The following is a 23,508-nucleotide window of genomic DNA, read 5'->3' on the forward strand; positions in this document are numbered from 1 at the left end:
CTTTCACGAAAGGGGACCCAGATTCTGGGTCCCCTTTCGTCGTTTCTGTACGGGATTTCTACCCGTTAGACTTGTGGTGAGTACATGCTCACCGTTATCGATTCACCTGATTTCCATTTGAGAGAGGGATCCGCCGTGCCGGAACAGAGCGATGGCCGGAAACCGTTCCGGCGTAATTCTTCCGGGACGGGGAACGGGTTCCGGCGGGCCGGTGAGGGCGGGGATGCGCCTCGTTCCGGCAGCGACAAACCCGGGGACGGCCGGTCGGCCGGCGGTGGACGCGGAAATTTCCGGCGTGAGGGCGGCCCATCCCGAGGTGATCGGAGCGCGGAACCGCAGGACCGTCGCGGCAGACCCGGAGCGGCCGGCGGCAGTGGGGCCGAGGACAACCGTGGGTCGTTCCGCTCCGATCGCGGTTTTCGGCCCGACCGAGGCCGCCCGGAACGGCCGGGGCCGGCGGGAGAACGTGGCACCAGGCCCGGTGGATCCGATGATCGCGGTCGTTTCCGTGGCGATGATTCGCGCGGTGGCCGATACGGCGAGGGTCCGCGCGGCGGACGTGACGAAGCACGGGGTTTCGGCAGTCGTGGCCCTCGGGCCGGTGGGGAGAAGCCCGGCCGCGGATCTGGGGAGCGAAGCGATTACCGACCTTCGGACCGCACCGACAATGGCGGTGGCGACCGGGGGCGGCGCGACTTCGGCGGACGCGGTGGACCGCGCGCCGGTTCCGATGATCGCCGGTTCGGTTCCCGTGGCGGGGCCGACCGCGCTGACCGCGGGCCCGGCCGGGGGAATGAGGCGGGTGCGTCATCGGCCCCATCGCGGGACAGTAGTCCGGGAGGGCCGCGCCGTCGGGGCGGCGAGGGCGCGGCCCGGGGAGCCGACCGCCGGCCACCGCGTCCGGACGAGCCGGATCTACCCGAAAACGTCCAGGCCAGCGATCTGGATTCGACCATCCGGCGTGACCTGCTGAGTCTCGACAAGGGCAATGCGGAAACCGTGGCACGTCATCTGGCCATGGCGGCACAACTACTCGACGATGATCCACGACTTGCCCTGGCGCATGCGCGGGCAGCTCGGCAGCGGGCGGGCCGGATCGCGGTGGTCCGGGAGACGGCCGGTGTGGTGGCCTACCACGCCGGTGAGTGGGCCGAGGCATTGTCGGAGCTGCGTGCCGCGCGGCGGATGGCGGGCGGCACGGGGCTGCTCGCGGTCATGGCCGACTGCGAACGCGGACTGGGTAGGCCCGAGCGTGCGATCGAGATCGGCCGCAGTGACGAAGCCCGGTCGCTGACCGGCGACGACGCGATCGAGCTCCGTATCGTCGTCGCGGGTGCGCGGATGGACCTGGGAGAGTACGACCAGGCCGTGGTCACCTTGCAAACCTCCGACCTCGACCCGGCTCGCACCGGATCCGGGCCGGCGCGGCTTTTCTACGCCTACGCCGACGCGCTGGTCGCGGCCGGGCGTACCGATGAGGGCCTGACCTGGTTCTTCAATGCCGCGGCGGCTGACCTCGATGGTGAAACCGATGCCGAAGAGCGTGCTGCGGAACTGACCGGGGGTTCCTGACAACAGCGCAGCCGGTGTCGAGCTTCCGGACATCCGGGTCGGCGGTGGGCGGCACACTGCCTGCACGCTGGTCGAGGGGAACTGTCGCCGCGATCTGCTGCGGGCTCTAGGACGTCGACTCGTGCTCGACAGCGTGACAGTGCTGTCGAAGCAGGGCCGACAGCGGGCTCTCGGGGCGAGGCCGGATTCACCCGGCGCCACCGGACTCGCCAGAAGTCACCGAGTGGGCGACCATGCCGATGCGTGATCGCAAGACAGTGCCCGTGTCGGAAACTTCGCTGCCGGGAGCCGGCTGAACGGACGGCCGGATGGAGCAACGCTGTATGCGGTGCCCCGACGTTTCGGCACGGATCCGGACTATAGGCAGGGTGGCGGCTGTCCGACGTTCCTCCGTGTCGGGCCGGGGATCATGCCGGTGTGATGGACCAGTTGAGTTCCGTGCGCAGATCGGCGGGGTCCATATCAGGGTGCGGCTCGGTGACGTAGACCTCCCACCTGGTGCTGCCCGGGGCCAGGTCTCGCGCGGTGATCCAGGAGTGCAGCCGGTCCCAGCTCTGTTCCAGTCCGTCGAAGGACCCGTAGTGCACGAGGTGAGCCGTTCGCCCGGAGGGGAGCACGCCGGGTACGACGTCGGTGTCCGGCCGAATCAGGCGATCGACCGGGAAACCTACGGTGATTTCCATGGTTTGCTCGCCGGCGATGCCGTAGATCGCGAGGGCGGGGCCGGTGATAGTCGCTGGCTGGGCGTCGAGTACAGCGGCTAGACGTCCGAACGAGGTATCGAAGAAAGTGCGGATCTCGTCCGGAGTTACTCGACCGTGGACTACCGCGAGATTCACTTCGGTGACTTCCAGAAGATCCGGTTCGGTGCTCTGAGCAAGGGGTTCGTCGACCACATGTCCTCCACGGTGGGTAGGCGGTCGCGCGGATCGCGACCGCGTAGGTTGTCGCTGTTAGGACGTTGTTCTTCGCCCGGAATCATCGCTGTGCGGGTCGCCGGATCAGCGGCCCACGACCATTCTCGCGTCCGTGCGTCCGTGCGTCCGTGCGTCCGTGCGTCCGTGCGTCCGTGCGTCCGTGCGTCCGTGCGTCCGTGCGTCCGTGCGTCCGTGCGTCCGTGCGTCCGTGCGTCCGTGCGTCCGTGCGTCCGTGCGTCCGTGCGTCCGTGCGTCCGTGCGTCCGTGCGTGGAGTGCCCGTCGGGCAGTGGAAGGGGAGGACGTAGGGTCCGAGTGTGCGGGAAGCGAGTGGAATGCGGTTGCGGGACGGGTACGAGGCGCTGCTGCTGGATCTGGACGGGACGCTGTATCGCGGGTCCGCGGTGATCGCGGGCGGGCCGGCGGAACTTGCCGGTGGCGGGCAGCGGCTGGTCTACGTCACCAATAATGCGAGTCGCGCGGCGGGCTCGGTGGCCGCTCACCTCGCCGAAATGGGGTACCCGGCTGCGGAAACCGATGTGGTGACCAGTGCGCAGGCTGCGGTGCGGCTACTCGCCGGCCGGGTCGAGCAGGGAGCGGAGGTGCTGGTCGTCGGTACCGACGATCTGGCGGCCGAGGTGAAGGCGGCGGGGTTGCAGCCGGTGCGGCGGGCTACGGAATCCGTGGCGGCGGTAGTCCAGGGACATTCCCCGCAGACCGCGTGGTCCGATCTGGCCGAAGCGTCGTACGCATTGCGGGCGGGCGCGGTGTGGGTGGCTGCGAACACCGACAAGACCCTGCCGAACGAACGGGGCCTGGCGCCCGGTAACGGTGCCATGGTTGCGGCATTGCGTGCCGCTTCGGACCGGGAACCGGTGGTGGCGGGTAAACCCTATGCTCCGCTGCTGGAGAACGCCTTGGAGCGGGCCGGGACCCGCGCCGCGCTGGTGGTGGGTGACCGGCTCGACACCGATATCGACGGCGCCGAGAACGTGGCGGTGGACTCATTGCTGGTGCTTACCGGCGTCAGCACGATCGAGGAACTGACCGGGTTGCCCACGCACCGGTGGCCGACCTATATCGCCGGCAGCCTGGCAGCGTTGAACAGTGCGCCGGTGCCCTGCGATACCGGCGACCCCGCCGCCGTCAGGAATGAACTGGACGCACGGCCGGATCGGGCGTTGAGGGTACGCGCGCCCCGTTCGGAAATCCGATAGCGTTGACCTCACGATGACTACCCCGACTCCTCGCCCGAACACCCCCGGTGCCGCCCGGGTGCCGTTGCCCGGTCAGCATCTGCCCGGCGCGACCGGCCACGGCGACCTCGCCGATCCGGACAAGATCCGCGCCGAAGTTCGTGAACTGCTCGCCGAACTCGCCGGTCGGCCCGCCGGCAGCGCACCGGGGGACGAATCCGCCGGAACCGACCTGGCCCGCCGCGCGCATATCCTGGAACAGGCACACGAGGTGCTGGTCCAGGCTCTGGCGACGGTGGACAAGATCTGAGGTGGCCAGGCGGGCGCGGGTGGATGCGGAATTGGTCCGCCGCGGATTGGCGCGGTCACGCGATCATGCCGTGGAACTGATCGGTGCCGGGCGGGTCCTGATCAACGGTGCGGTGGCGGTGAAACCGGCGACCGCGGTGGAAACCGCGACACCCTTGGTGGTCAAGGAACAGGTCGACGAGGTGGCCTGGGCGTCGCGCGGGGCACATAAACTGCTGGGCGCGCTGGACGCGTTCGAACCGCGGGGCCTGGCGATAGCGGACCGGCGCTGCCTGGATGCCGGGGCATCGACCGGCGGGTTCACCGATGTGCTGCTCAGTCGTGGGGCGCGGGAAGTGGTGGCCGCCGATGTCGGCTACGGACAGTTGGTGTGGCGGTTGCAGACCGACGATCGCGTGCACGTCCTCGACCGGACCAATGTTCGCTCGCTGACACCGGACGGTATCGGAGGGCCGGTGGACCTGGTGGTCGCCGATCTGTCGTTCATTTCGCTGGCACTGGTCCTGCCCGCGCTGGCGGCGTGCACCGTCCCCGGCGCCGATCTGGTGCCGATGGTGAAACCGCAGTTCGAGGTCGGTAAGGAACGTGTGGGGTCGGGCGGCGTGGTCCGGGATCCGCAGTTGCGGGCGGAGGCGGTATGCGCGGTGGCCGCTACGGCCGCCGGACTCGGGCTGCGGACAATCGGGGTGGTGGCGAGCCCCCTACCGGGGCCCTCCGGGAATGTCGAATACTTTCTGTGGCTGCGCCGGGAGGAGATATCCGGCGATTCGGCCGGCGAGGTGGCGGAGATGGTGCGGCTGGCCGTCGAAGAAGGCCCGCAATGAACGCGGATACGCCCCGGGCCAGGGATATTCTGCTGGTATCGCATCCGGGTCGCGCCGAGATCAGCGAAACGGCGCATCGGGTGGCGAAGATCTGCGCGGAAGCCGGGATCGGGTTGCGAGTGCTCGCCGACGAGGCCTACAGCACGCGGTTCGAGTCCGGTGCCGAACCGGTCACCGAACCCGGGGGCTATCCGGTGCAGGTGGTGGCGCACGAGCCGGATGCGGCGCTGGGCTGTGAGATGGTCCTCGCGCTCGGCGGTGACGGCACACTGCTGCGAGCCGCGGAACTGGCCCGGCACGTCACCGTTCCGGTGCTCGGGATCAATCTGGGCCGTATCGGTTTTCTCACCGAAGCCGAGGCCGAACATCTCGACGAAGCGCTCGCACAGGTGGTCCGCCGCGACTACCGGGTCGAGGAGCGGATGACCATCGATGTCAGTGTCCGGATCGATGACGAGATCATCGAGCGCGGCTGGGCATTGAACGAGGCGAGTATCGAGAACGCCGCTCGGATGGGTGTCCTCGAAGTGGTACTGGAAGTCGACGGGCGGCCGGTGTCGTCCTACGGGTGTGACGGAATTCTTGTCGCGACCCCTACCGGTTCCACCGCATACGCTTTCTCCGCCGGGGGGCCGGTGGTGTGGCCGGAACTGGAAGCGCTGCTGGTGATTCCGAGCAATGCGCATGCCCTGTTCGCCCGGCCGCTGGTGACCAGCCCGGACTCCAGGATCGCGGTCGAATCCGTTGCCACCGGCCATGATGCGATAGTTTTCCTGGATGGCAGGCGCACCCTCGCATTGCCGCGAGGCGGCCGGGTCGAAGCGATCCGTGGTGCCGAGCCGGTGCGGTGGGTGCGGCTGGATTCCGCGCCGTTCGCGGACCGGATGGTGCGCAAGTTCGAGCTGCCGGTAACTGGTTGGCGGGGCCGGCGGCGAACGGAGGGCACACGTGCTGACAGAGATACGAATTGACGGACTGGGCGTTATCTCCACGGCCACCGCGCAATTCCACGAAGGGCTGACGGTGCTCACCGGTGAAACCGGGGCGGGCAAAACCATGGTGGTCACCAGTCTGCACCTGCTCAGCGGGGCGCGGGCGGATGCCGGCCGGGTACGGCTCGGTGCGAACCGCGCGGTAGTGGAGGGCCGGTTCACCCTCGGCGAGGTGAACGACACCGCGCGCGGTGACGCGGAGCAGGTTCTGGAAGCGGCAGCGGCCGTTGCGGATGACGACGGTACGGTGATCGCGATCCGCACGGTGGGCAGCGACGGCCGGTCCCGGGCGCATCTGGGGGGTCGCGGGGTGCCGGCGTCGGTGCTGGCGGATTTCACCGCACCGTTGCTGACCGTGCACGGGCAGAACGACCAATTGCGGTTGCAGCGGCCCGAACAGCAGTTGCGGGCGCTGGACCAGTTCGCGGACGCGGTGGTGGGGCCGCTGTTGCGCGAATACACCGACCATCGGCGGGCCTGGCTGGACGCGCGGAATGCGTTGCTGGAACGTACGGCGCGCAGCCGGGAGATGGCGGCCGAAGCGGAACGCCTCACCCAGGCGCTCGCCGAAATCGAGGCGATCGCACCCGAACCGGGTGAGGACGAACGCCTGGTCGCGGAGATCCGCCGGCTCAGCGATCTGGATTCGCTGCGGGAAGCAGCGGCCACGGCGCACGAGGCGCTGGCCGGACCGGACGACGATCCGGGGGAGAACGCCGGCGCCCTGGATGCGCTGGGGGTCGCGCGGTCGCGAGTCGAAGGTTCCGAGGATCCGGAGCTGGCGGCGCTGGGACCGCGGCTGGCCGACGCGATCGCGGTGGTGGTGGACCTGACCACGGAATTGAGCGGGTACCTGTCGGATCTGCCGTCGGACCCTGGTGCGCTGGATTCGATGTTGACCCGGCAGGCCGAGTTGAAATCGCTGACCCGTAAATACGCGCCCGATATCGACGGGGTGCTCGCCTGGGCCGATGAGGCGCGGACGAAGCTGGAATCGCTGGATGTCTCCGAGGAGGCGCTGGCGGCGCTGACAGCGGAGGTCGATGCGGGCGCGGATCGGGTGCGGGCCGTGGCGGTGAAATTATCGCAGGCGCGTACTACGGCGGCCGGTGAGCTGGCTGCGGCGGTGAGCGAGGAACTCGGCGGGCTGGCGATGGGGAAGGCACGGTTGGATGTCGAGGTCCGCCCGGTGCCGGCCGGGCCGCAGGATTCGGCGCCGCTGCTGATCGACGGCACCGAACTCCATGCCGGGCCCGCCGGGGTGGATGAGGTGGAGTTACGGCTGGCCGCGCATTCCGGCGCGCAGTCGCTGCCGTTGAACAAGAGCGCCTCCGGCGGTGAGCTGTCCCGGGTGATGCTGGCGCTCGAGGTGGTGCTGGCGGGGAACGAACACGGCGTGACGATGGTGTTCGACGAGGTCGACGCCGGTGTCGGTGGCCGGGCCGCGGTCGAGATCGGCCGCCGGTTGTCCCGGCTGGCCCGCACTCATCAGGTGATCGTGGTGACCCATTTGGCGCAGGTCGCGGCATTCGCCGATACACATCTGGTGGTGAACAAATCCGATGACGGTGAAGGCGCCGTGGATTCGGGGGTCCGGGCGCTGACCCAGGACGAGCGGATCGTGGAACTCGCGCGGATGCTGGCCGGGCTCGACGACACCGAAACGGGTCGCGCGCACGCCTGGGAACTGCTCAATATCGCCCGCGCCGAACGGATGGCGGCGCGCTGAGTCACTCGGCTGCACGGGCGTCGTGATTCGCGTTGCGGAGTCCGGGTGCGATATCGGGAAACGCAGGTGTGTCAGGCCATCGGGTGCCCGGCCTATACGCCGTAGTCCGGCAGGGCGATCCGATCTCGAGACCCGCCTGTGTGATGGTGATCTGCTACTTTCACAGCGCGCACCGGGATAACTCGCTCGGCCCGCCGCCGCTCGACGGAAACCGCGCGGCTTTGCCGGTAGGAGACGCGATTCGATGACCACCGCCGAACACAACGACGAGCCGTGTCGGCAAGGTGAACTCGTTCGGCCCGCGTCCCGGTGGTGGCGCATATCGATCGTGGTGATCACGCTGTCGGTGAGCGTCTGCTGCGTAGTGATCCTGTGGTTGCTGATGTCGGATGCCGCGTTTCCCGCGCTTGTGCTCGCAGGCTGGGTGCTGGTGTTGCTGGGTGCGTTGTGGCTGGTGATCGGGTTGTTCGGTGTGGTGCGCTACCGCCGTTACCGGTTGCTGCTCTTCGCGCCCGGCGCGGTCGTACTGACCTGTGCCCTGGTCTGGGCGGGCGTCCCCGGAAACCTCGGATGGCGGATTTCCGGTGACAGCCTCGAACGCCTCGCGGCCGGTTGCGACGCCTCGGCCCACGGACGGTACGGCGTCTACACCATCACCTCCGTGGTGAAACGTGACGGGGGTTGCCTGCTCTACACCGATGGCGGTCTCATCGATCTCGTGGGGTTCGCCTACTTCCCGCACGGTGCACCCGGACAGGGTCCACCTCGTCACGACGGCGATATCGGGTACACGCTGCTGGAAGGCAGCTGGTATCGGTTCGTCGAACAGTTCTGAACCACGACCGCCGGCCTGCCGGTCCGGGGCACCGAGCCGGCACCCGTGGCCGGCGGGCCGTGGGACGCCCGCTGTGGGGTCAGCTGTTGTGACCGGTCAGCGGACGGCTTTGCGGGCGGCGGCGATGAACTGATTGATGAGGCCCTTCAAGCCGACCTCCAGCGCCTTGGCAGGCACAGGGAGGGTGGGGTCGGAGGTCATGGTGTACACGACGCGGGTGCCGTTGCCGGCGTCGGCGAAGGTGATGACGCCGGTATGGCTTTTCACCGGAGCGCCCTTGACGATCTTGTATTCCATCCGTTCGTTCGGCACCAGGGCGGTGATCTCCTCGACCACGCCGACCGGTCCGACCCCGATCTTGTGCTGTGCGCCCACGCCCTCGCGTTCGGTCTCGCCCGGTCGGACGAGCGTGACATTCACGGCGAGGTACGGGCTGATGCTCTCGCGGTCGGCGAACAGCCGGTACACGGTCGCCCGTGGGGCGGCGATCACGGTGTCGACGGTGGTGCTGGCCATGGCGTCTCCTCTTCGAATAGCTGTGCCCGGCAGCATACGGCGCGTGGGGTCCGGCTTCCGCGTGCAGCCGACCCGATAATGGCGCCTGCGGGTAGCTGCCCGATTGCTCGAGTGGGTGAATGGATGGCCGGTCAGCGGCGTGTCTCCACCGAAGGTTGAGGGTTTACCGACATCATCGCTATATGAGGATGCTGGCGCTGCTGTCGAAGAACTCCGAGACGCTGCCCGGCCGGACCGGGACCGCCCGGGTCGACCGTGATACCCGGCGGCTACTCACGCGGGTCGGGCCAGGTGATATAGCCGTTCTCGATGAAATGGATATCGATCAATCCCTCGCCGACAAGCTCGTCGCCGCAGGGGTGACGGCGGTGGTGAACACCTCGCCGTCGATCTCCGGCCGATACCCGAACGTCGGACCCGAAGTTCTGGTCGCAGGAGGTGTGCTGCTGCTCGACACCGTGAGCTCGGATGCCTTCGGCCGGATCAAGGACGGCGCCCGGGTGCGGATCGAAGACGGCGTCGTCTACGCCGATCGCTTCACCCGCAAGGAACCCGAAGTGCTGGTCGAATGTCTCGAACTGGACGAGGACGCGATCGCCGAACGGATGCGGGAAGCGCGTAACGGGCTGGCCGAACATCTGGAATCGTTCGCCGGGGACGCACTGGAATTCATCCGGACCGAATCCTCGCTGCTCATGGACGGTATCGGCGTACCGAAACCGGATCTGGAACTGAACGGCCGGCAGGTAGTGGTGGTCGGAATGGGGCCGGGTCACGCCGAGGAGTTGAAGAAACTCAAACCGTTCATCAAGGAATACTCGCCGGTCTTGATCGGTGTGGGTGCCGGTGCCGAAACGCTGCGGCGGTCGGGGTACCGGCCGGATCTGATCGTCGGCAATCCCGACGAACTGACCGCCGAAACGCTGACCTGCGGCGCCGAACTGATCATCCCGGCCGACCTCGACGGCCGGGCCGAGGGATTGGAACGGGTGAAGGAACTGGGCCTCGGGGCGATCACCTTCCCGGGCTCCGGATCCCCCGCCGATCTGGCGCTGCTGCTCGCCCACCATCACGGGGCGGCGCTGATCGTGACGGCCGGTGCGAGCGCCTCGCTGGAGGAATTCTTCGATCGCGGCCGCCGTGACAGCAACCCGGCGACCTTCCTGACCCGATTGAAGGTCGGGGAATCGATCATGGACGCCTCCGCGGTGGCGACGCTGTACCGCAACCGTTTCTCGGGTGTGCTGGCAGCACTGCTGGTGCTGGCGGTACTCGGGGCGGCGATCGTCGCGATCCTGGCGGTCGGGCACAGCAGTGAGATGCTCGCGGGGGCGCAGGACATGCTCACCAGGGCCGAGCTCTGGGGCAGGGAGATACTGGGCCGGTCCGGATAGCCGGTCCGGGGCGGGGCAGGTCGTGCCGCGACGGATTCGCGGCGGCCGGCACGAAATCCGCGGACGATGCCCGCCCGGTTCTACTGGATCGGCACGGCTCCACGTATCGACGGGCCGAGTCCGTGGCTTGATCACGGGCCTCTGTGGTCCGCAAAACGTCGCCCGCCGGCCCGGGCTCCGTGCGGTATCAGCTCGGTGGCCGCACGGCGGCCTGAAGTCTCATCGAACGGTTCCGGGAGGGTGCCCTGGCGGTCGGGCACTGCGCACGCGTCGACGTGGTGTTCCGGCCGGTCGGTGGTCTCCTCCCGCTCTCCTCCGGCGCAGTCGTGTCTCCGGGGCAGCCGTGCGCTCGAGCCGGCGTGTAGCCGTGCTCGGGTGTGGTGCGCAACTCTTCAGCACTCGGGCGCGCCCGGATACCGCGGCGCGAAAACCCCGGTGCGAGATTGCGGGTGTGGAGGAAGTGGCCGGTGGTGCCGCCGGGGTGGAAGTGGAACTGCGGACCTGTAGCGGTTGCGGCACCCGCCTGGGCCGGGTGGGCGATCGGGTGGTTAACGGGGAGTGGCGGTCATTCGCCGGGCGGGTTTCGTGTTACTGTGAAGACCCGTGGGTCATACACGGATTCAGGCGCGCACAGCCACCAAACACATCTTCGTGAGCGGTGGTGTCGCCTCTTCACTCGGTAAGGGTCTCACCGCCTCCAGTCTCGGTCAGTTGCTGACCTCACGGGGGCTACGAGTCACCATGCAGAAGCTCGACCCCTATTTGAACGTCGATCCCGGCACCATGAACCCGTTCCAGCACGGCGAGGTGTTCGTGACCGAGGACGGCGCCGAGACCGACCTCGATGTGGGGCATTACGAGCGGTTTCTCGATCGCGACCTGTCGAAGGACGCCAACGTCACCACCGGCCAGGTCTACTCGTCGGTGATCGCCAAGGAACGGCGCGGCGAATATCTCGGCGATACGGTGCAGGTGATCCCGCATATCACCGACGAGATCAAGGCGCGCGTCCTGGCGATGCGCGGGCCCGACCTGCAGGGGCAGGAACCGGATGTGGTGATCACCGAGATCGGCGGGACCGTCGGCGATATCGAATCGCAGCCGTTCCTCGAGGCGGCTCGCCAGATCCGGCACGATGTCGGCCGCGACAATGTTTTCTTCCTGCATGTTTCGCTGGTGCCGTATCTGGCGCCCTCGGGGGAGCTCAAAACCAAACCCACCCAGCATTCGGTGGCGGCGCTGCGCAGTATCGGTATCCAGCCCGACGCGCTGATCCTGCGCTGCGATCGTGAGGTGTCGGCCGGTTTGAAGAGCAAGATCGCGCTGATGTGCGATGTGGAGGTCGACGCGTGCATCTCCACACCGGACGCGCCGTCGATCTACGACATCCCGAAGGTGCTGCACCGGGAAGGTCTCGATGCGTACGTGGTGCGCAAACTCGGGTTGCCGTTCCGCGATGTCGACTGGACCGTCTGGGGCGATCTGCTCGACCGTGTGCATACGCCGCGGGAAACGGTGGAGGTCGCGCTGGTCGGCAAGTACGTCGACCTGCCGGACGCGTATCTGTCGGTCACCGAGGCGCTGCGGGCGGGTGGTTTCGCGCACCGTGCGAAGGTGAAACTGCGCTGGGTGCAGTCCGATGATTGCGAAACCCCGGCCGGGGCGCAGGCCGCACTGCGCGATGTGGACGCGGTGCTGATTCCGGGCGGCTTCGGGATCCGCGGGATCGAGGGCAAGGTCGGTGCGATCCATCACGCCCGGACCCGCAAACTGCCGTTGCTCGGGTTGTGCCTGGGGTTGCAGTGCATGGTGATCGAGGCGGCGCGGTCGGTAGGACTCGACGATGCCAATTCCGCCGAATTCGAACCCGAGACCGAACACCCGGTGATCTCCACGATGGCCGATCAGGAACAGGCCGTGGCAGGCGAGGCCGATCTGGGCGGCACCATGCGGCTCGGCGCCTACCCGGCGCTACTGGAGAAGGGGTCGGTGGTGGCCCGGGCCTACCGCGCCAACGAGGTTTCCGAACGGCACCGGCACCGGTACGAGGTGAACAACAGCTACCGCGACAAGATCGCCACCAGCGGGCTCCGGTTCAGCGGGACCTCGCCGGACGGGCATCTGGTGGAATTCGTCGAACTTCCTGGGGACGTCCACCCGTTCTTCGTGGGCACTCAGGCGCATCCGGAGCTGAAGAGCCGGCCCACCCGGCCGCATCCGCTGTTCGCCGAGCTGATCGCGGCCGCGCTGCGGTACAAACTGGCCGAACGGCTCCCCGTCGACATTCCCGGTGAGCAGGAAGATCAGGAAATGGCTGCCGCCGAGCAGGCCTCGTGACCGGCGCGCAACCGGCACCGGGCAGCCACGCCTTCCGCACCGTCGACAGCCGGCTGGTCTACAACGGGGCCATCGTGGCGTTGCGGCTGGACCAGGTGGAGATGCCCGACGGGCGGATCGTGGAACGCGAGGTGGTCGAGCATCACGGTGCCGTCGCGGTGGTCGCCGTGGACGACGACGAGCAGGTGGTGCTGATCCGTCAGTACCGGCATCCGCTCGGGGAGCGCCTGCTCGAACTGCCGGCCGGGTTGATCGATATCGCCGGGGAGGATCCGCTCGCGGCGGCGCAGCGGGAACTGGCCGAGGAAACCGGGCTGGCGGCGCGGGAATGGTCGGTGCTGGTGGATGTGGCGCTGTCGCCGGGGTTCACCGACGAAGCGTTGCGGGTGTATCTGGCGCGCGGGCTGACCGAGACCGACCGGCCGGCCCCCGAACACGAGGAAGCCGATCTGGAACTGGTGCGGATGCCGCTCGGCGCGGCGGTGCGCGCGGCCCTGGCCGGCGACATCGTGAACGCGACCGCGGTCGCCGGACTGCTCGCGCTGAGCGCCGCCGATGCCGCGGACCTGCCGCTGCGCCCGGCCGACGCGCCGTGGCCCGGGCTGCCGAGCGCGCTGTTACGGCGCCAGACGGCGCAACGGAACACGGACTGAGGGCGGGTATGCGGTGCGCGAGGCCGATATCTACCTGGACCATCTCGCGGTAGAGCGGGGGGCCGCCCGCAGCACACTGTCGGCGTACCGGCGCGACCTCGGGCGGTACCGGGAATACCTGAAAGACCGGGGCATCGCCGATCTCGAGGCGGTCCGCGAAACCGATATCGGAGAATTCGGGATCGCCCTGCGCACGGGCGACGACCGGCATCCGCCGCTGGCACCGGGATCGGTCGCGCGGGCACTGATCGCGGTTCGCGGACTGCATCGATTCGCCGCCGCCGAGGGGCTGATCAGTACCGATGTCGCCCATGCGGTGAAACCGCCGATGGTGGGGCAGCGGCTGCCCAAGGCGCTGCCCGTGGACCAGGTGCTGCGGCTGCTGGAGTCGGTGGGCGCGGATACCGGAGCCGGTGGGGACGCGGGCGCCCGCGGGCTCCGCGATCGCGCACTGCTGGAACTGCTGTATTCGACGGGTGCGCGGATCTCGGAAACCGTCGGCCTGGATCTCGACGATCTCGACCTCGAGGGTCGCGCCGTCGTACTGCGGGGGAAGGGCGGTAAACAGCGGATCGTCCCGGTGGGGCGGCCCGCTCTGGCGGCCGTGGACGCCTACTTGGTGCGCGGGCGGCCCGTGTTGGCGGCGAACGGTCGTGCCGGGGTGCGGGCTCCGGGTTCGGCGGCCGCGTTGTTCCTCAACGTCCGGGGCGGCCGGTTGTCCCGGCAGAGTGCCTGGCAGGTGTTGCAGCGCGCCGCGGAGCATGCCGGGATCACGGCCACGGTGTCGCCGCATACCCTGCGGCATTCGTTCGCCACCCACCTTCTCGACGGCGGCGCCGACGTGCGGGTGGTGCAGGAACTGCTGGGGCACGCGTCGGTCACCACGACCCAGATCTACACAATGGTGACCGTGGGGACCTTGCGGGAAGTCTGGGCCACCGCCCACCCCAGGGCACGATGAGCGGCTCCGGATTCGCAGGCTGCGCAATATCACAGAACACGCCGGTTGACACACTGGGCGCCGGAGTGCTGTCAACAGGTAGCGTCTAGAAGGAGCCGGACCGTGGCGAAAGCGAGACCGTGCCTTGATCGGCCTCGTTACGCTCTACGAGGTGACGGGCAGGAACGTATAAGGAGCAGCGGATCGTGACGACAGCCGGAGCGGCGGAACCGCCCAAGGGCGCCGAGAACGATGAGCGCGCGAAATCCGTGTGGGGGGCGGGCCCCGAACCTCTGCCCGCCGACGCCGCACTCGGTCCGACGGGCCGGCCGCTACGCCCGGTGCCGGATCCGACCGAACCGTCGCATCGGGGCAACGCGCTCATCGTGGCGATGTGTAATCAGAAGGGCGGGGTCGGTAAGACCACCTCGACCATCAATCTGGGTGCCGCACTGGCCGAATACGGCCGCCGGGTGCTGCTGGTGGATCTCGACCCGCAGGGCGCGTTGTCGGCAGGCTTGGGTGTGGCGCACCACGATCTGGATCTGACCGTGCACAACCTGCTGATCGGCACGCCGGTCGGAGTCGACGATGTGCTCGTGCAGACCAAGGTCGAGAACCTGGATCTGCTGCCGAGCAATATCGATCTGTCCGCGGCGGAGATCCAGCTGGTGAACGAGGTCGGCCGGGAGCAGTCGCTGGGGCGGGCGCTGGAACCGATCCGCGACCGCTACGACTACATCCTCATCGACTGCCAGCCCTCGCTGGGCCTGCTCACGGTGAATGCCCTCGCGTGTTCGGACGGTGTGATCATTCCGATGGAATGCGAGTACTTCTCGCTGCGCGGGCTGGCTCTGCTCAACGATACGGTGGAGAAGGTGCGGGACCGGCTGAACCCGCGGCTGAGCCTCTACGGCATCGTGGTCACCATGTTCGATGCCCGGCTGTTGCATTCCCGTCAGGTGATGGCGCGTGTGGTGGAGGTGTTCGGGGAACTGGTGTACGACACGGCGATCGCACGGACCGTCCGGTTCCCGGATGCGAGTGTGGCCGGTGAACCGATCACCACGTGGGCGCCGAAATCCAGTGGTGCCGAGGCCTATCGCGCGATGGCACGGGAAGTCATCCACCGGTCGGGTCGGTGAGCGCGGCAGCACCCGCACCTGCACCGTCGAGTACCAGCGAACCCGGCGACACCGCGGACGCGGCCGTCGAGAAAACCGGGTTCCATCTGCGGCTCAGTAATTTCGAGGGCCCATTCGACCTGCTGTTGCAGTTGATCTCGCAGCGCCGTCTCGATGTGACGGAGGTGGCGCTGCATCAGGTCACCGACGAATTCATCGCCTACACCAAGGCACTCACCGCCGGGCTGGCCCAGCCCGGGAATTCGCTGCGCACCGATAAAATCCTGGATCAGACCACCGAGTTCCTGGTGGTCGCCGCGACCCTGCTGGATCTGAAAGCGGCGCGGCTGCTGCCTTCGGGCGAAGTGACCGATCCCGACGATCTGGAACTGCTCGAGGCGCGGGATCTGCTGTTCGCCCGGTTACTGCAGTACCGGGCGTTCAAACAGGTCGCCGAACTGCTCGGTGAACTCGAGGCGGCCGCGCTGCGCCGGTATCCGCGGGCGGTGGGTCTGGAGGAACGGTTCGCCGGCTTACTGCCGGAGGTCCAGCTCGGCGTGGATGCGGCCGCGTTCGCGGAGATCGCCGCGGCGGCGTTCCGGCCACGGCCGGTGCCGACGGTGGGCCTGGACCATCTGCACGCGCACACCATATCCGTCGCCGAACAGGCCACGCTGGTGCTGGAACGCCTGCGCGCCCGCGGTGCGGGCGTCTGGACCACATTCGCCGACCTGGTGGCCGATTGCGCGGCACCGATCCAGATCGTGGCGCGATTCCTGGCGCTGCTCGAGCTGTACCGGGGTAAATCGATCGAATTCGATCAGCCCGATCCACTGGGACCGCTCGCGGTCCGCTGGATCGGAGACGAGGCCGAGGCCGCGCCGGTCGCCATCGAGGAGGACTACGGGTGAGCGGGCCGGATATGACGGCGAGCGCATTCGAACGCGGAGGGAGCAGTATGAGCGAGAGTGTGACCGAATTCGCCCCCGAGGCGCTCGACGATGCCGAATTCCGGGCGGCGCTCGAGGCGATTCTGCTCGTGGTGGACACTCCCGCGCCGGTAGAACAGCTGGCGACCGCGTTGGACGAGCCCGTAGACCGGGTCGAGCGAACGTTGCGGGAAATGTCGGCAGAGCTGGCCGCACAGCGCAGCGGGATCGATCTGCGTTTCGCCGGGGACGGGTGGCGCTTCTATACTCGCAGCGAGTACGCACCGTATGTGGAGCGTATGTTGCTCGACGGCGCCCGGTCGAAGTTGACCCGGGCGGCACTGGAGACGCTGGCGGTGGTGGCATATCGGCAGCCGGTGACCCGAGCCCGGGTCAGCGCGGTGCGCGGTGTCAATGTCGACGGTGTGATGCGCACCCTGCTGGCCAGGGGACTGATCACCGAGGCGGGCACCGACCCGGAAACCAACGGCACGCTCTACGGCACCACCGAACTGTTCCTGGAACGTATCGGGCTGGCGTCGCTGAACGATCTGCCGGAACTGGCGCCGCTGCTGCCGGGCGTCGACCTGATCGATGAGATCAACGACAGTCTGGAAACGGACCCCCGTTACACCAGACTGCGCAAACCCGCCGAGGACGATCTGAACCTCGGCGCCGAGGATTGACAGGAAATCGTGAATACACCCGCTCGCCGAGATGGCACACCGGATCGTAGACAACGCGGAGACCAGCCCGCCCGGGCCGGTCGCGGACGCGGCGCACCCCGCGGGGCGGGGGAGGCCCGCCGTGGCGGTGAGTTCCCCCGTAACGGCCGTGGCAGTGAACCGCCGCGGACGGGCCGCAGTGGTGGAACCCGCAGTACAGAACGTGGAGCGCGCAGTGACCAGGCGCGGACCGGGCGGACCGGAGGCGCGGATGTGCCGCCGGCGCGTCGCGGTGCCGGCCCCGGCGCCGGCCGAGGCGGTTTCGCATCCGCCGGTGGAAGTGGCGCCGGTGGGCGTCGCGGTGCCGGCGCCCCGGGGCGTACCGGCTCGGCCCAGGCCGGGCGTGGCACGGCCACCGGACGTGCCGGCGCTGCGGCGTCAGGCCGGGGTTCGGGCCCCGCAGGGCGTGGTGGCCCCGCCGTCGCAGGGCGCAGCAGTTCCGCGACCGCCGGGCGTGGTGGCCCCTCTACCGGACGTGGCGGGCCGGCCGGTGGCTCGCGGACCGGCGGACGTCCGGGGAGCGGCGCTCCGTCCCGTAAGGGCCCGGCCGCGCGGTCCGGTGGCGCACCGCAACTGAACAACGCCAAACCCGCCCGCCATCAGTACGTGGAACCGGAGGAACCCGGCCACGAGAAGATGCCCTGGGGCGAAGGTGAGCGCCTGCAGAAGGTGCTGGCCAAGGCCGGTGTCGCCTCGCGCCGCGCGGCCGAGGAGATGATCGACCGGGGACGGGTCGAGGTGGACGGCATCATCGTGCGCGAACAGGGTCTGCGTATCGACCCCGAAAACGCCGTGGTGCGGGTCGACGGTATCCGCGTGGTCGTGCGCGAGGAACTGGTGCATCTGGCGCTGAACAAGCCCAAGGGCTGGCAGTCCACCATGTCCGATGATCTGGGCCGCCCCTGTGTGGGCGATATCGTCGCCGAGCGGATCGCCGCCGGGCAGCGGCTGTTCCATGTCGGCCGGTTGGATGCCGATACCGAGGGGCTGTTGCTGGTCACCAACGACGGCGACCTCGCGCACCGGCTGATGCACCCCTCCTACCAGGTGTCCAAGACCTACCTCGCGACCGTGCAGGGCGAAGTGCACCGTTCCATCGGCAAGATTCTGCGCGACGGTGTGGAACTGGAGGACGGTCCGGCCAGTGTCGACAAATTCCAGGTCCTGGAGGTCGACGCGGGACGATCTCTGGTGAAGGTGGTGTTGCACGAGGGGCGCAAACATATCGTGCGGCGGTTGCTGGACGCGGTCGGTCACCCGGTGACCAGGCTGGTCCGTACGCATATCGGCCCGGTGGTCCTGGCCGATCAACGGCCCGGCACCCTGCGGGTACTGGGCCGGGACGAAATCGGCAAACTCTACGAGGCGGTGTCATTGTGAACGGGGCCGAGGTGTTCGGTATGGAAGCTCCGGTCGGGGTCGTCGCGGATCCGGCCGGCGACCGCTCGCTGGTGGTGGCGATGGACGGGCCCTCGGGCACCGGTAAGTCCAGCGTCTCGCGGCGGCTGGCGACCCGGCTGTCGGCTCGGTACCTCGATACCGGCGCCATGTACCGGGTCGCGACCCTGCAGGTGCTGCGCGCCGGGATCGACCCGGCCGATTCCGCCGCCGTGATCGCGGCGGTCACCGATATGCCGTTGCGGATCGGTACCGATCCCGAGAGCGAACTGATCGAACTCGACGGTGACGATGTGCGCGCGGAGATCCGCGGCCCGGAGGTCACCGCCGCGGTATCGGCGGTATCGGCGGTGCCGGAGGTCCGCGAACAACTGGTGGCATTGCAGCGCGAAATCGCCGTGAGTGCCGGTCGCGTCGTCGTCGAAGGCCGGGATATCGGCACCACCGTGCTGCCCGACGCCGATGCCAAGATCTACCTGACGGCCTCCGCGCAGGCGCGGGCGCACCGGCGCAATCAGCAGAACATCGCCGAGGGTCGCGGAGACGACTACGCCGGCGTACTCGCCGATGTCGAACGCCGTGATCGCCTCGACTCGACCCGCGCGGTATCGCCGCTGCGACGAGCCGAGGACGCGGTGCAGGTCGACACCAGCGAACTGACCATGGACGAAACGATCGACGAGCTGTACCGGGAAGTCGCCCGGCAGCTGGACCGGTCACACGAGCGGTCGGCACTACGCCGCCGGGGTGCGGCCGGATGAGCGGGGAGACGATGAGCGACGTACTCGCCGGTGACGGCGTATGGAACGACGAAACCGAGTGGGAACTCACCGATCTGGCCGGTGACCCGGAGGTCGCCGACCAGGCGCCGATGCCTACCCTGGCCGTGGTCGGCCGCCCGAACGTCGGGAAATCGACGCTGGTCAACCGGATCCTGGGGCGCCGCGAAGCGGTGGTCGAGGATGTCCCCGGGGTGACCCGCGACCGTGTCTCCTACGAGGCGAGCTGGGCGGGTCGTCGGTTCTGGGTACAGGACACGGGCGGCTGGGAACCGGACGCCAAGGGTTTGCAGCAGTCCGTGGCCCGGCAGGCCGAGCTCGCCATGAACACCGCCGACGCGATCCTGCTCGTAGTGGACGCCGTGGTCGGCGCCACCGCCGGCGACGAGGCCGCGGTGAAGGTGCTGCGGCGCGCGAAAACGCCGGTGATCCTGGTCGCGAACAAGGTCGACGACCAGCGGGTCGAAGCCGATGCGTCCGCACTGTGGTCGCTCGGGCTGGGTGAACCGCGGATGGTGTCGGCGGCGCACGGGCGCGGGACCGGCGATCTGCTCGACGATGTACTCGAAGTGCTGCCCGAGACCCCGCGTGAGGGTACCGGCGGCACCGGCGGGCCGCGCCGGGTGGCGCTGGTCGGCAAACCGAACGTCGGCAAATCCAGCCTGCTGAACAAGCTCGCCGGTGACGAACGGTCGGTGGTGCACGATATCGCCGGCACCACCGTCGACCCGGTGGACTCGCTGGTCGAACTGGGCGACAAGGTGTGGCGGTTCGTCGATACCGCCGGTCTGCGCCGCAAGGTCGCCAATGCCACGGGTACCGAGTTCTACGCGTCGCTGCGCACCAAATCGGCGCTGGAGGCATCGGAGGTCGCGATCATGCTGATCGACGCCGCTGCGCCGATCACCGAACAGGATCTGCGAGTGATCAGCCTGGTCGCCGATTCCGGGCGGGCGCTGGTGCTGGCGTTCAACAAATGGGACCTCGTGGACGAGGACCGCCGCCTGCAACTCGACCGTGAGGTGGACCGCGACCTGAACCGCGTGCCGTGGGCGCAGCGGGTGAACATCTCCGCGCACACCGGGCGGGCGGTACAGAAACTGGTCCCGGCCATGGAAACCGCGCTGGAATCCTGGGATAAACGGATCCCGACCGGCCGGTTGAACAACTGGCTGAAAGAAGTGATCGCCGCGACCCCGCCGCCCATGCGCGGTGGACGCCTGCCACGCGTGCTGTTCGCCACCCAGGCAACCACTCGGCCGCCGACCTTCGTCCTGTTCACCACCGGCTTCCTGGAGGCCGGTTATCGCCGGTTCCTGGAGCGGCGGCTGCGCGAAGAATTCGGGTTCGACGGGTCTCCGGTGCGTATCTCGGTGCGAGTCCGGGAGAAGCGCCCCAGGAAGTGAGCTCGCGGTGGTCGGTAAACGTGGGTCGGATGCGCGCCGTCAGGTGAGGCTCATCGGTGGCGGGTCGGCGGTGCCTCGGCGGTTGTGAGGTGGTGGCGGGTGGGCCCGTTGAGCGAGGCGCGTAGTTCGGCGCGGGTACGGGGCCGGGGTTTCGGTTCGCGGCTGCAGCCGCAGGGCTCGTAGCCGTCGTAGCGTAGGCCGGTGGCCAGGACGGCGGCCACTACCGACCAGCCCGCGCTGTCGTGTTGTCGCGGGGCGGCGAAATCGTGGCCGGCGTTGTGCATTCCGGTCGAGCACCGGGGGCAGTGGGGCGGACCGGCGCTGTGGCGGGACGTGGGAACCCATCGCTTCTGCGAGACCCGGCACGGCGGGCATACGTAGTGGGTGCGGTAGCGGTGGTCCCTGTTGTCGCACATGGTGTGACGGTAGCGTGGCCGCAGAGTGGGCCGCACCACGACAGGGTCCGGCCGTTCGGGAGCGCTGTGCGCCGAGCGAGGAGAGCTGATGGTCGGTCGTCGTAGCCGGGCGGTATCGGTATATCTGCGGCTGACCCGTAAGCGCGGGATGGACACTGCCGAGAAGGCACGGGCGGCCATGGCCGAACCGCCGGGAGATCACGCGCCGCCGCGGGTATTGCGGCGGCGTTACTCGATCGCCTGCCGTACCGTCGGCGGTTTTCCGAGCTACACGGTGGTCCCGCCGCCGGGCCGGGAATCCGGCACCGTGGTGATCTATCTGCACGGTGGCAGTTTCTTCCGGGAGATCAGCTGGTGGCATTGGCGGTTCATCGGACGGCTGGCCGCGGCGGGGCATCGGGTGGAGGTGCCCATCTACCCGCTGGCCCCGCGCCACACCTACCGGGACGCGCGCCCATACCTGACCGAGGTCTACCGGGATGTGCTCGGCGAATTCGATCCCGCGCGGGTGGTGGTCGCCGGGGATTCGGCCGGCGGGACCCTCGCGCTCACGCTGGCCCAGTCCTTGCCGGAGAACGGGCTGCCCGCGCCGGCGCGGCTGATCCTGCTCTCGCCGTGCCTGGATCTCCGGTTGTCGAACCCCGAGATCGACCGGGTCGAAGCCGTGGATCCGTGGTTGGCGCGCCCCGGCCTCCTGGAAGCGGGCCGGGTCTGGGCGGGCGGGGATGATCTCGGTCTCCCCGCGTTGAGTCCGATCAACGGCCCGCCGGCCGGGCTGCCGCCGACCGATATCTACATGGGCACTCATGACATCCTGCACCCCGATGCGCGGCTGTTCGCCGAACGTGCCGGATCGGCAGTGCGTTTCACCGAGGTGACCGGCGCTTTCCACGTCTATCCGCTCGTGCCGGTCCCCGAGGCGGGGCCCGCGGTGCGGGCGATCCTGGCCGCCGTGGCGCATTGTGACGGGCGTTCGGCGGCCCCGGAGCCGGAACCGCGACCCCGCCACGGGAACTCGTGAACGGCCTGTGAACGACCGTGGAAATCAGCTGTTTCGACCGTGACGGTGCATCGCGCGGCAAAGGGCGGTACCGTACCCCGGCGTGACTACTTGTCTGCCATCGAATCACCCGAGGCGGGAGCCGTAATGACTGTCGAGCCGCCGATCGAGGACGATGTCACGCAACTGGCCCAACGCGTCGAACACGCCCGCAACCGACTGGCCTACCAGTTCGATCCCGCGCTCACCGAGGCGCTGTCGGAAACCGAGCTGCATGCCGAACGTGAACTCGCCGAGCGTATCCGCGAGCAGGAGCGCGGACAACGCTGGAAGGAGATCCAGGCTGTCGCCGCGGCGAACGACCGGGCCAGACAGACCACCGAGCAGATCGAGAAGGCGGATATGCGCGACCTCTTGCTCGCCCGTAAAGCCATCGCCGCGCAGCGCCGGGAATCCAGCCCACACGCCAAACTGGCCTCGCTGTACCGGCATCGGTCCTGGTCGTTGCGCGCACTGGCCGGTGTGGTCGCTGCGGGCATGCTGTGGTCAGCGGTCAACGTCCAGCAGAACATCGCGCCCACCGGCCCCAGCGACCCCCTGTTCTGGTTCAGCTACCTGCTGGAGGGGATGATCAGTGTCTGCCTGATCATCATCATGATCGGCACCAACAAGGTGGCCGAATGGGGTGTGGTCAACAACCGGAAGCAGACCGCGGCCGCCGAGGTGGCGCTGCTGGCCCTGACTGTCGGGCTCAACACCTATCCGTATCTGCGGCTGGGCAACTGGTACGAAGTGGGCGTGCACGCCGTCGCGCCGGTGATGATCGGTGTCGCGCTGCTCATCCACGACGCGGCCAGCGCCCGCTACGGTATGGCGATTCTGCGGGCCACCGAACAGGTCCGGGGGCTGCCCGATCCGGCCGCGCAGATCCGCAACAGCCTGCCGCGGGTCAGCATGAAACTCGACCCCAATGCGGGTGAGGCGCGGGCATTGCCGACCGGCGATACCGCCGTGGCGCAACCGGCGGCGCTGGAATCCGGTGCGAAGAATGCCGGTGCCGGGTCGGCTTTTCGCGCGGAGGGCAAGTCCGGTGACGCCGGGAAGAAGCGGGCGAGCGATCTCGCCGACGTGACCTCCGGCCTGATCGGGCGTACGAGTTCCCTGCTGGACGAGATGGCCACGAATTCACCGCTGTTCGACGAGCCCACGGCCAAGAACGCCGAGGTCACCGATAAGCTGCCGATCAGCAATTCGGCGAGCGCCGCCGTCAAGAAACTCGGCCAGGCCAAGCAGGCCGGTGCGGTGAGTAACGGCTCGGGCGACTCGGGTGCCAAGGGTAAAATGTCCGGTGACAAGGAGACCGACGAGTTCCTCGAGGTCGTGCGGTCCTCCGACGGCTACGACACCGGTCAGTTCCGCGTCGCCGACATCCTGGAGCAGGAACTCGCCGAACTCCAGGCCGAACGGCGTAAGGCCCGGTCCGGGCGGGCCCGCAGCGGTTCCACCAACGGGGCCTGAT

At 68.5% G+C, this 23,508-nt stretch carries 21 protein-coding genes and 1 pseudogene; 19 read left to right on the forward strand and 3 right to left on the reverse strand.

Going from position 1 to position 23,508, the window contains the following annotated elements:
- Positions 1-678 precede the first annotated feature (678 nt).
- Positions 679-1,572: pseudogene (locus ON22_RS35610) on the forward strand (hypothetical protein); the annotation flags it as partial.
- 407 nt (positions 1,573-1,979) lie between these two features.
- Here the strand turns inward: ON22_RS35610 and ON22_RS10385 are convergent.
- Positions 1,980-2,468, reverse strand: a complete 489-nt coding sequence (locus ON22_RS10385; RefSeq protein ID WP_033246855.1) for a GyrI-like domain-containing protein — start codon at positions 2,466-2,468, stop codon at positions 1,980-1,982.
- A gap of 354 nt (positions 2,469-2,822) precedes the next feature.
- Between ON22_RS10385 and ON22_RS10390 the strand changes: the two genes are divergently transcribed.
- The 6 genes from ON22_RS10390 (at position 2,823) to ON22_RS10415 (ending at position 8,372) form a co-directional block, all read left to right on the forward strand.
- Positions 2,823-3,704 carry an HAD-IIA family hydrolase gene (locus ON22_RS10390; protein ID WP_033246854.1) on the forward strand — a complete coding sequence of 294 codons (882 nt, stop codon included), beginning with the start codon at positions 2,823-2,825 and terminating at the stop codon, positions 3,702-3,704.
- Between the two features lie 13 nt (positions 3,705-3,717).
- Positions 3,718-3,993: a hypothetical protein gene (locus tag ON22_RS10395; RefSeq protein ID WP_033246853.1), complete on the forward strand. Its 276-nt coding sequence runs from the start codon at positions 3,718-3,720 to the stop codon at positions 3,991-3,993.
- A gap of 1 nt (position 3,994) precedes the next feature.
- The gene (locus ON22_RS10400) at positions 3,995-4,816 is read left to right on the forward strand and encodes a TlyA family RNA methyltransferase (RefSeq protein ID WP_033246852.1); all 822 of its coding nucleotides are present in this window, start codon (positions 3,995-3,997) and stop codon (positions 4,814-4,816) included.
- Positions 4,813-5,787, forward strand: a complete 975-nt coding sequence (locus ON22_RS10405; RefSeq protein WP_033246851.1) for an NAD kinase — start codon at positions 4,813-4,815, stop codon at positions 5,785-5,787. The genes ON22_RS10400 and ON22_RS10405 overlap by 4 nt, the downstream gene beginning before the upstream one ends.
- Positions 5,765-7,537: a DNA repair protein RecN gene (gene recN, locus ON22_RS10410; protein WP_033246850.1), complete on the forward strand. Its 1,773-nt coding sequence runs from the start codon at positions 5,765-5,767 to the stop codon at positions 7,535-7,537. Before ON22_RS10405 ends, recN begins: the two co-directional genes overlap by 23 nt.
- A gap of 244 nt (positions 7,538-7,781) precedes the next feature.
- On the forward strand, positions 7,782-8,372 hold the full coding sequence (locus ON22_RS10415) for a PH domain-containing protein (protein WP_051157406.1): 591 nt from the start codon (positions 7,782-7,784) through the stop codon (positions 8,370-8,372).
- A gap of 96 nt (positions 8,373-8,468) precedes the next feature.
- Here ON22_RS10415 and ON22_RS10420 read toward each other — a convergent pair whose 3' ends face one another.
- Positions 8,469-8,888: an SRPBCC family protein gene (locus ON22_RS10420; RefSeq protein ID WP_033246849.1), complete on the reverse strand. Its 420-nt coding sequence runs from the start codon at positions 8,886-8,888 to the stop codon at positions 8,469-8,471.
- A 182-nt stretch (positions 8,889-9,070) separates the two neighbouring features.
- Between ON22_RS10420 and steA the strand changes: the two genes are divergently transcribed.
- The 10 genes from steA (at position 9,071) to der (ending at position 20,573) form a co-directional block, all read left to right on the forward strand.
- Complete coding sequence (gene steA / locus ON22_RS10425) at positions 9,071-10,282, forward strand: putative cytokinetic ring protein SteA (RefSeq protein ID WP_033246848.1); 1,212 nt, start codon at positions 9,071-9,073, stop codon at positions 10,280-10,282.
- Positions 10,283-10,885: 603 nt separating this feature from the next.
- A complete protein-coding gene (gene pyrG / locus ON22_RS10430; protein WP_081595474.1) occupies positions 10,886-12,619 on the forward strand; it encodes a CTP synthase in 1,734 nt (577 codons plus the stop codon).
- Positions 12,616-13,272: an NUDIX domain-containing protein gene (locus ON22_RS10435; protein WP_033246847.1), complete on the forward strand. Its 657-nt coding sequence runs from the start codon at positions 12,616-12,618 to the stop codon at positions 13,270-13,272. Before pyrG ends, ON22_RS10435 begins: the two co-directional genes overlap by 4 nt.
- Positions 13,273-13,285: 13 nt before the next feature.
- Positions 13,286-14,233 carry a site-specific tyrosine recombinase XerD gene (locus tag ON22_RS10440; protein ID WP_033246846.1) on the forward strand — a complete coding sequence of 316 codons (948 nt, stop codon included), beginning with the start codon at positions 13,286-13,288 and terminating at the stop codon, positions 14,231-14,233.
- Positions 14,234-14,481: 248 nt separating this feature from the next.
- A complete protein-coding gene (locus ON22_RS10445; protein ID WP_051157412.1) occupies positions 14,482-15,357 on the forward strand; it encodes a ParA family protein in 876 nt (291 codons plus the stop codon).
- On the forward strand, positions 15,354-16,247 hold the full coding sequence (locus ON22_RS10450; protein WP_051157407.1) for a segregation and condensation protein A: 894 nt from the start codon (positions 15,354-15,356) through the stop codon (positions 16,245-16,247). The genes ON22_RS10445 and ON22_RS10450 overlap by 4 nt, the downstream gene beginning before the upstream one ends.
- A gap of 47 nt (positions 16,248-16,294) precedes the next feature.
- Positions 16,295-16,951, forward strand: a complete 657-nt coding sequence (scpB, locus tag ON22_RS10455) for an SMC-Scp complex subunit ScpB (RefSeq protein WP_051157408.1) — start codon at positions 16,295-16,297, stop codon at positions 16,949-16,951.
- A gap of 252 nt (positions 16,952-17,203) precedes the next feature.
- Positions 17,204-18,370 carry a pseudouridine synthase gene (locus ON22_RS38415; RefSeq protein ID WP_373280850.1) on the forward strand — a complete coding sequence of 389 codons (1,167 nt, stop codon included), beginning with the start codon at positions 17,204-17,206 and terminating at the stop codon, positions 18,368-18,370.
- Positions 18,371-18,390: 20 nt separating this feature from the next.
- Positions 18,391-19,149: a (d)CMP kinase gene (gene cmk / locus ON22_RS10465; RefSeq protein WP_051157413.1), complete on the forward strand. Its 759-nt coding sequence runs from the start codon at positions 18,391-18,393 to the stop codon at positions 19,147-19,149.
- Complete coding sequence (gene der / locus ON22_RS10470; protein WP_033246844.1) at positions 19,146-20,573, forward strand: ribosome biogenesis GTPase Der; 1,428 nt, start codon at positions 19,146-19,148, stop codon at positions 20,571-20,573. Before cmk ends, der begins: the two co-directional genes overlap by 4 nt.
- Before the next feature lie 50 nt (positions 20,574-20,623).
- Here the strand turns inward: der and ON22_RS36645 are convergent, their stop codons facing one another.
- Positions 20,624-20,989 carry a hypothetical protein gene (locus ON22_RS36645; protein WP_033246902.1) on the reverse strand — a complete coding sequence of 122 codons (366 nt, stop codon included), beginning with the start codon at positions 20,987-20,989 and terminating at the stop codon, positions 20,624-20,626.
- An 88-nt stretch (positions 20,990-21,077) separates the two neighbouring features.
- On the opposite strand from ON22_RS36645, the gene ON22_RS10480 reads away from it, so the two are divergent.
- Together ON22_RS10480 and ON22_RS10485 are read left to right on the forward strand one after the other, a co-directional pair.
- A complete protein-coding gene (locus ON22_RS10480) occupies positions 21,078-22,010 on the forward strand; it encodes an alpha/beta hydrolase fold domain-containing protein (protein ID WP_081595477.1) in 933 nt (310 codons plus the stop codon).
- Positions 22,011-22,136: 126 nt separating this feature from the next.
- Complete coding sequence (locus ON22_RS10485; protein ID WP_033246843.1) at positions 22,137-23,507, forward strand: hypothetical protein; 1,371 nt, start codon at positions 22,137-22,139, stop codon at positions 23,505-23,507.
- The last annotated feature ends 1 nt before the right edge of the window (position 23,508 follow it).

Origin of the sequence: Nocardia carnea NBRC 14403 (genome assembly GCF_000308515.1) — a bacterium.
In the GTDB taxonomy this organism is placed as follows: domain Bacteria; phylum Actinomycetota; class Actinomycetes; order Mycobacteriales; family Mycobacteriaceae; genus Nocardia; species Nocardia carnea.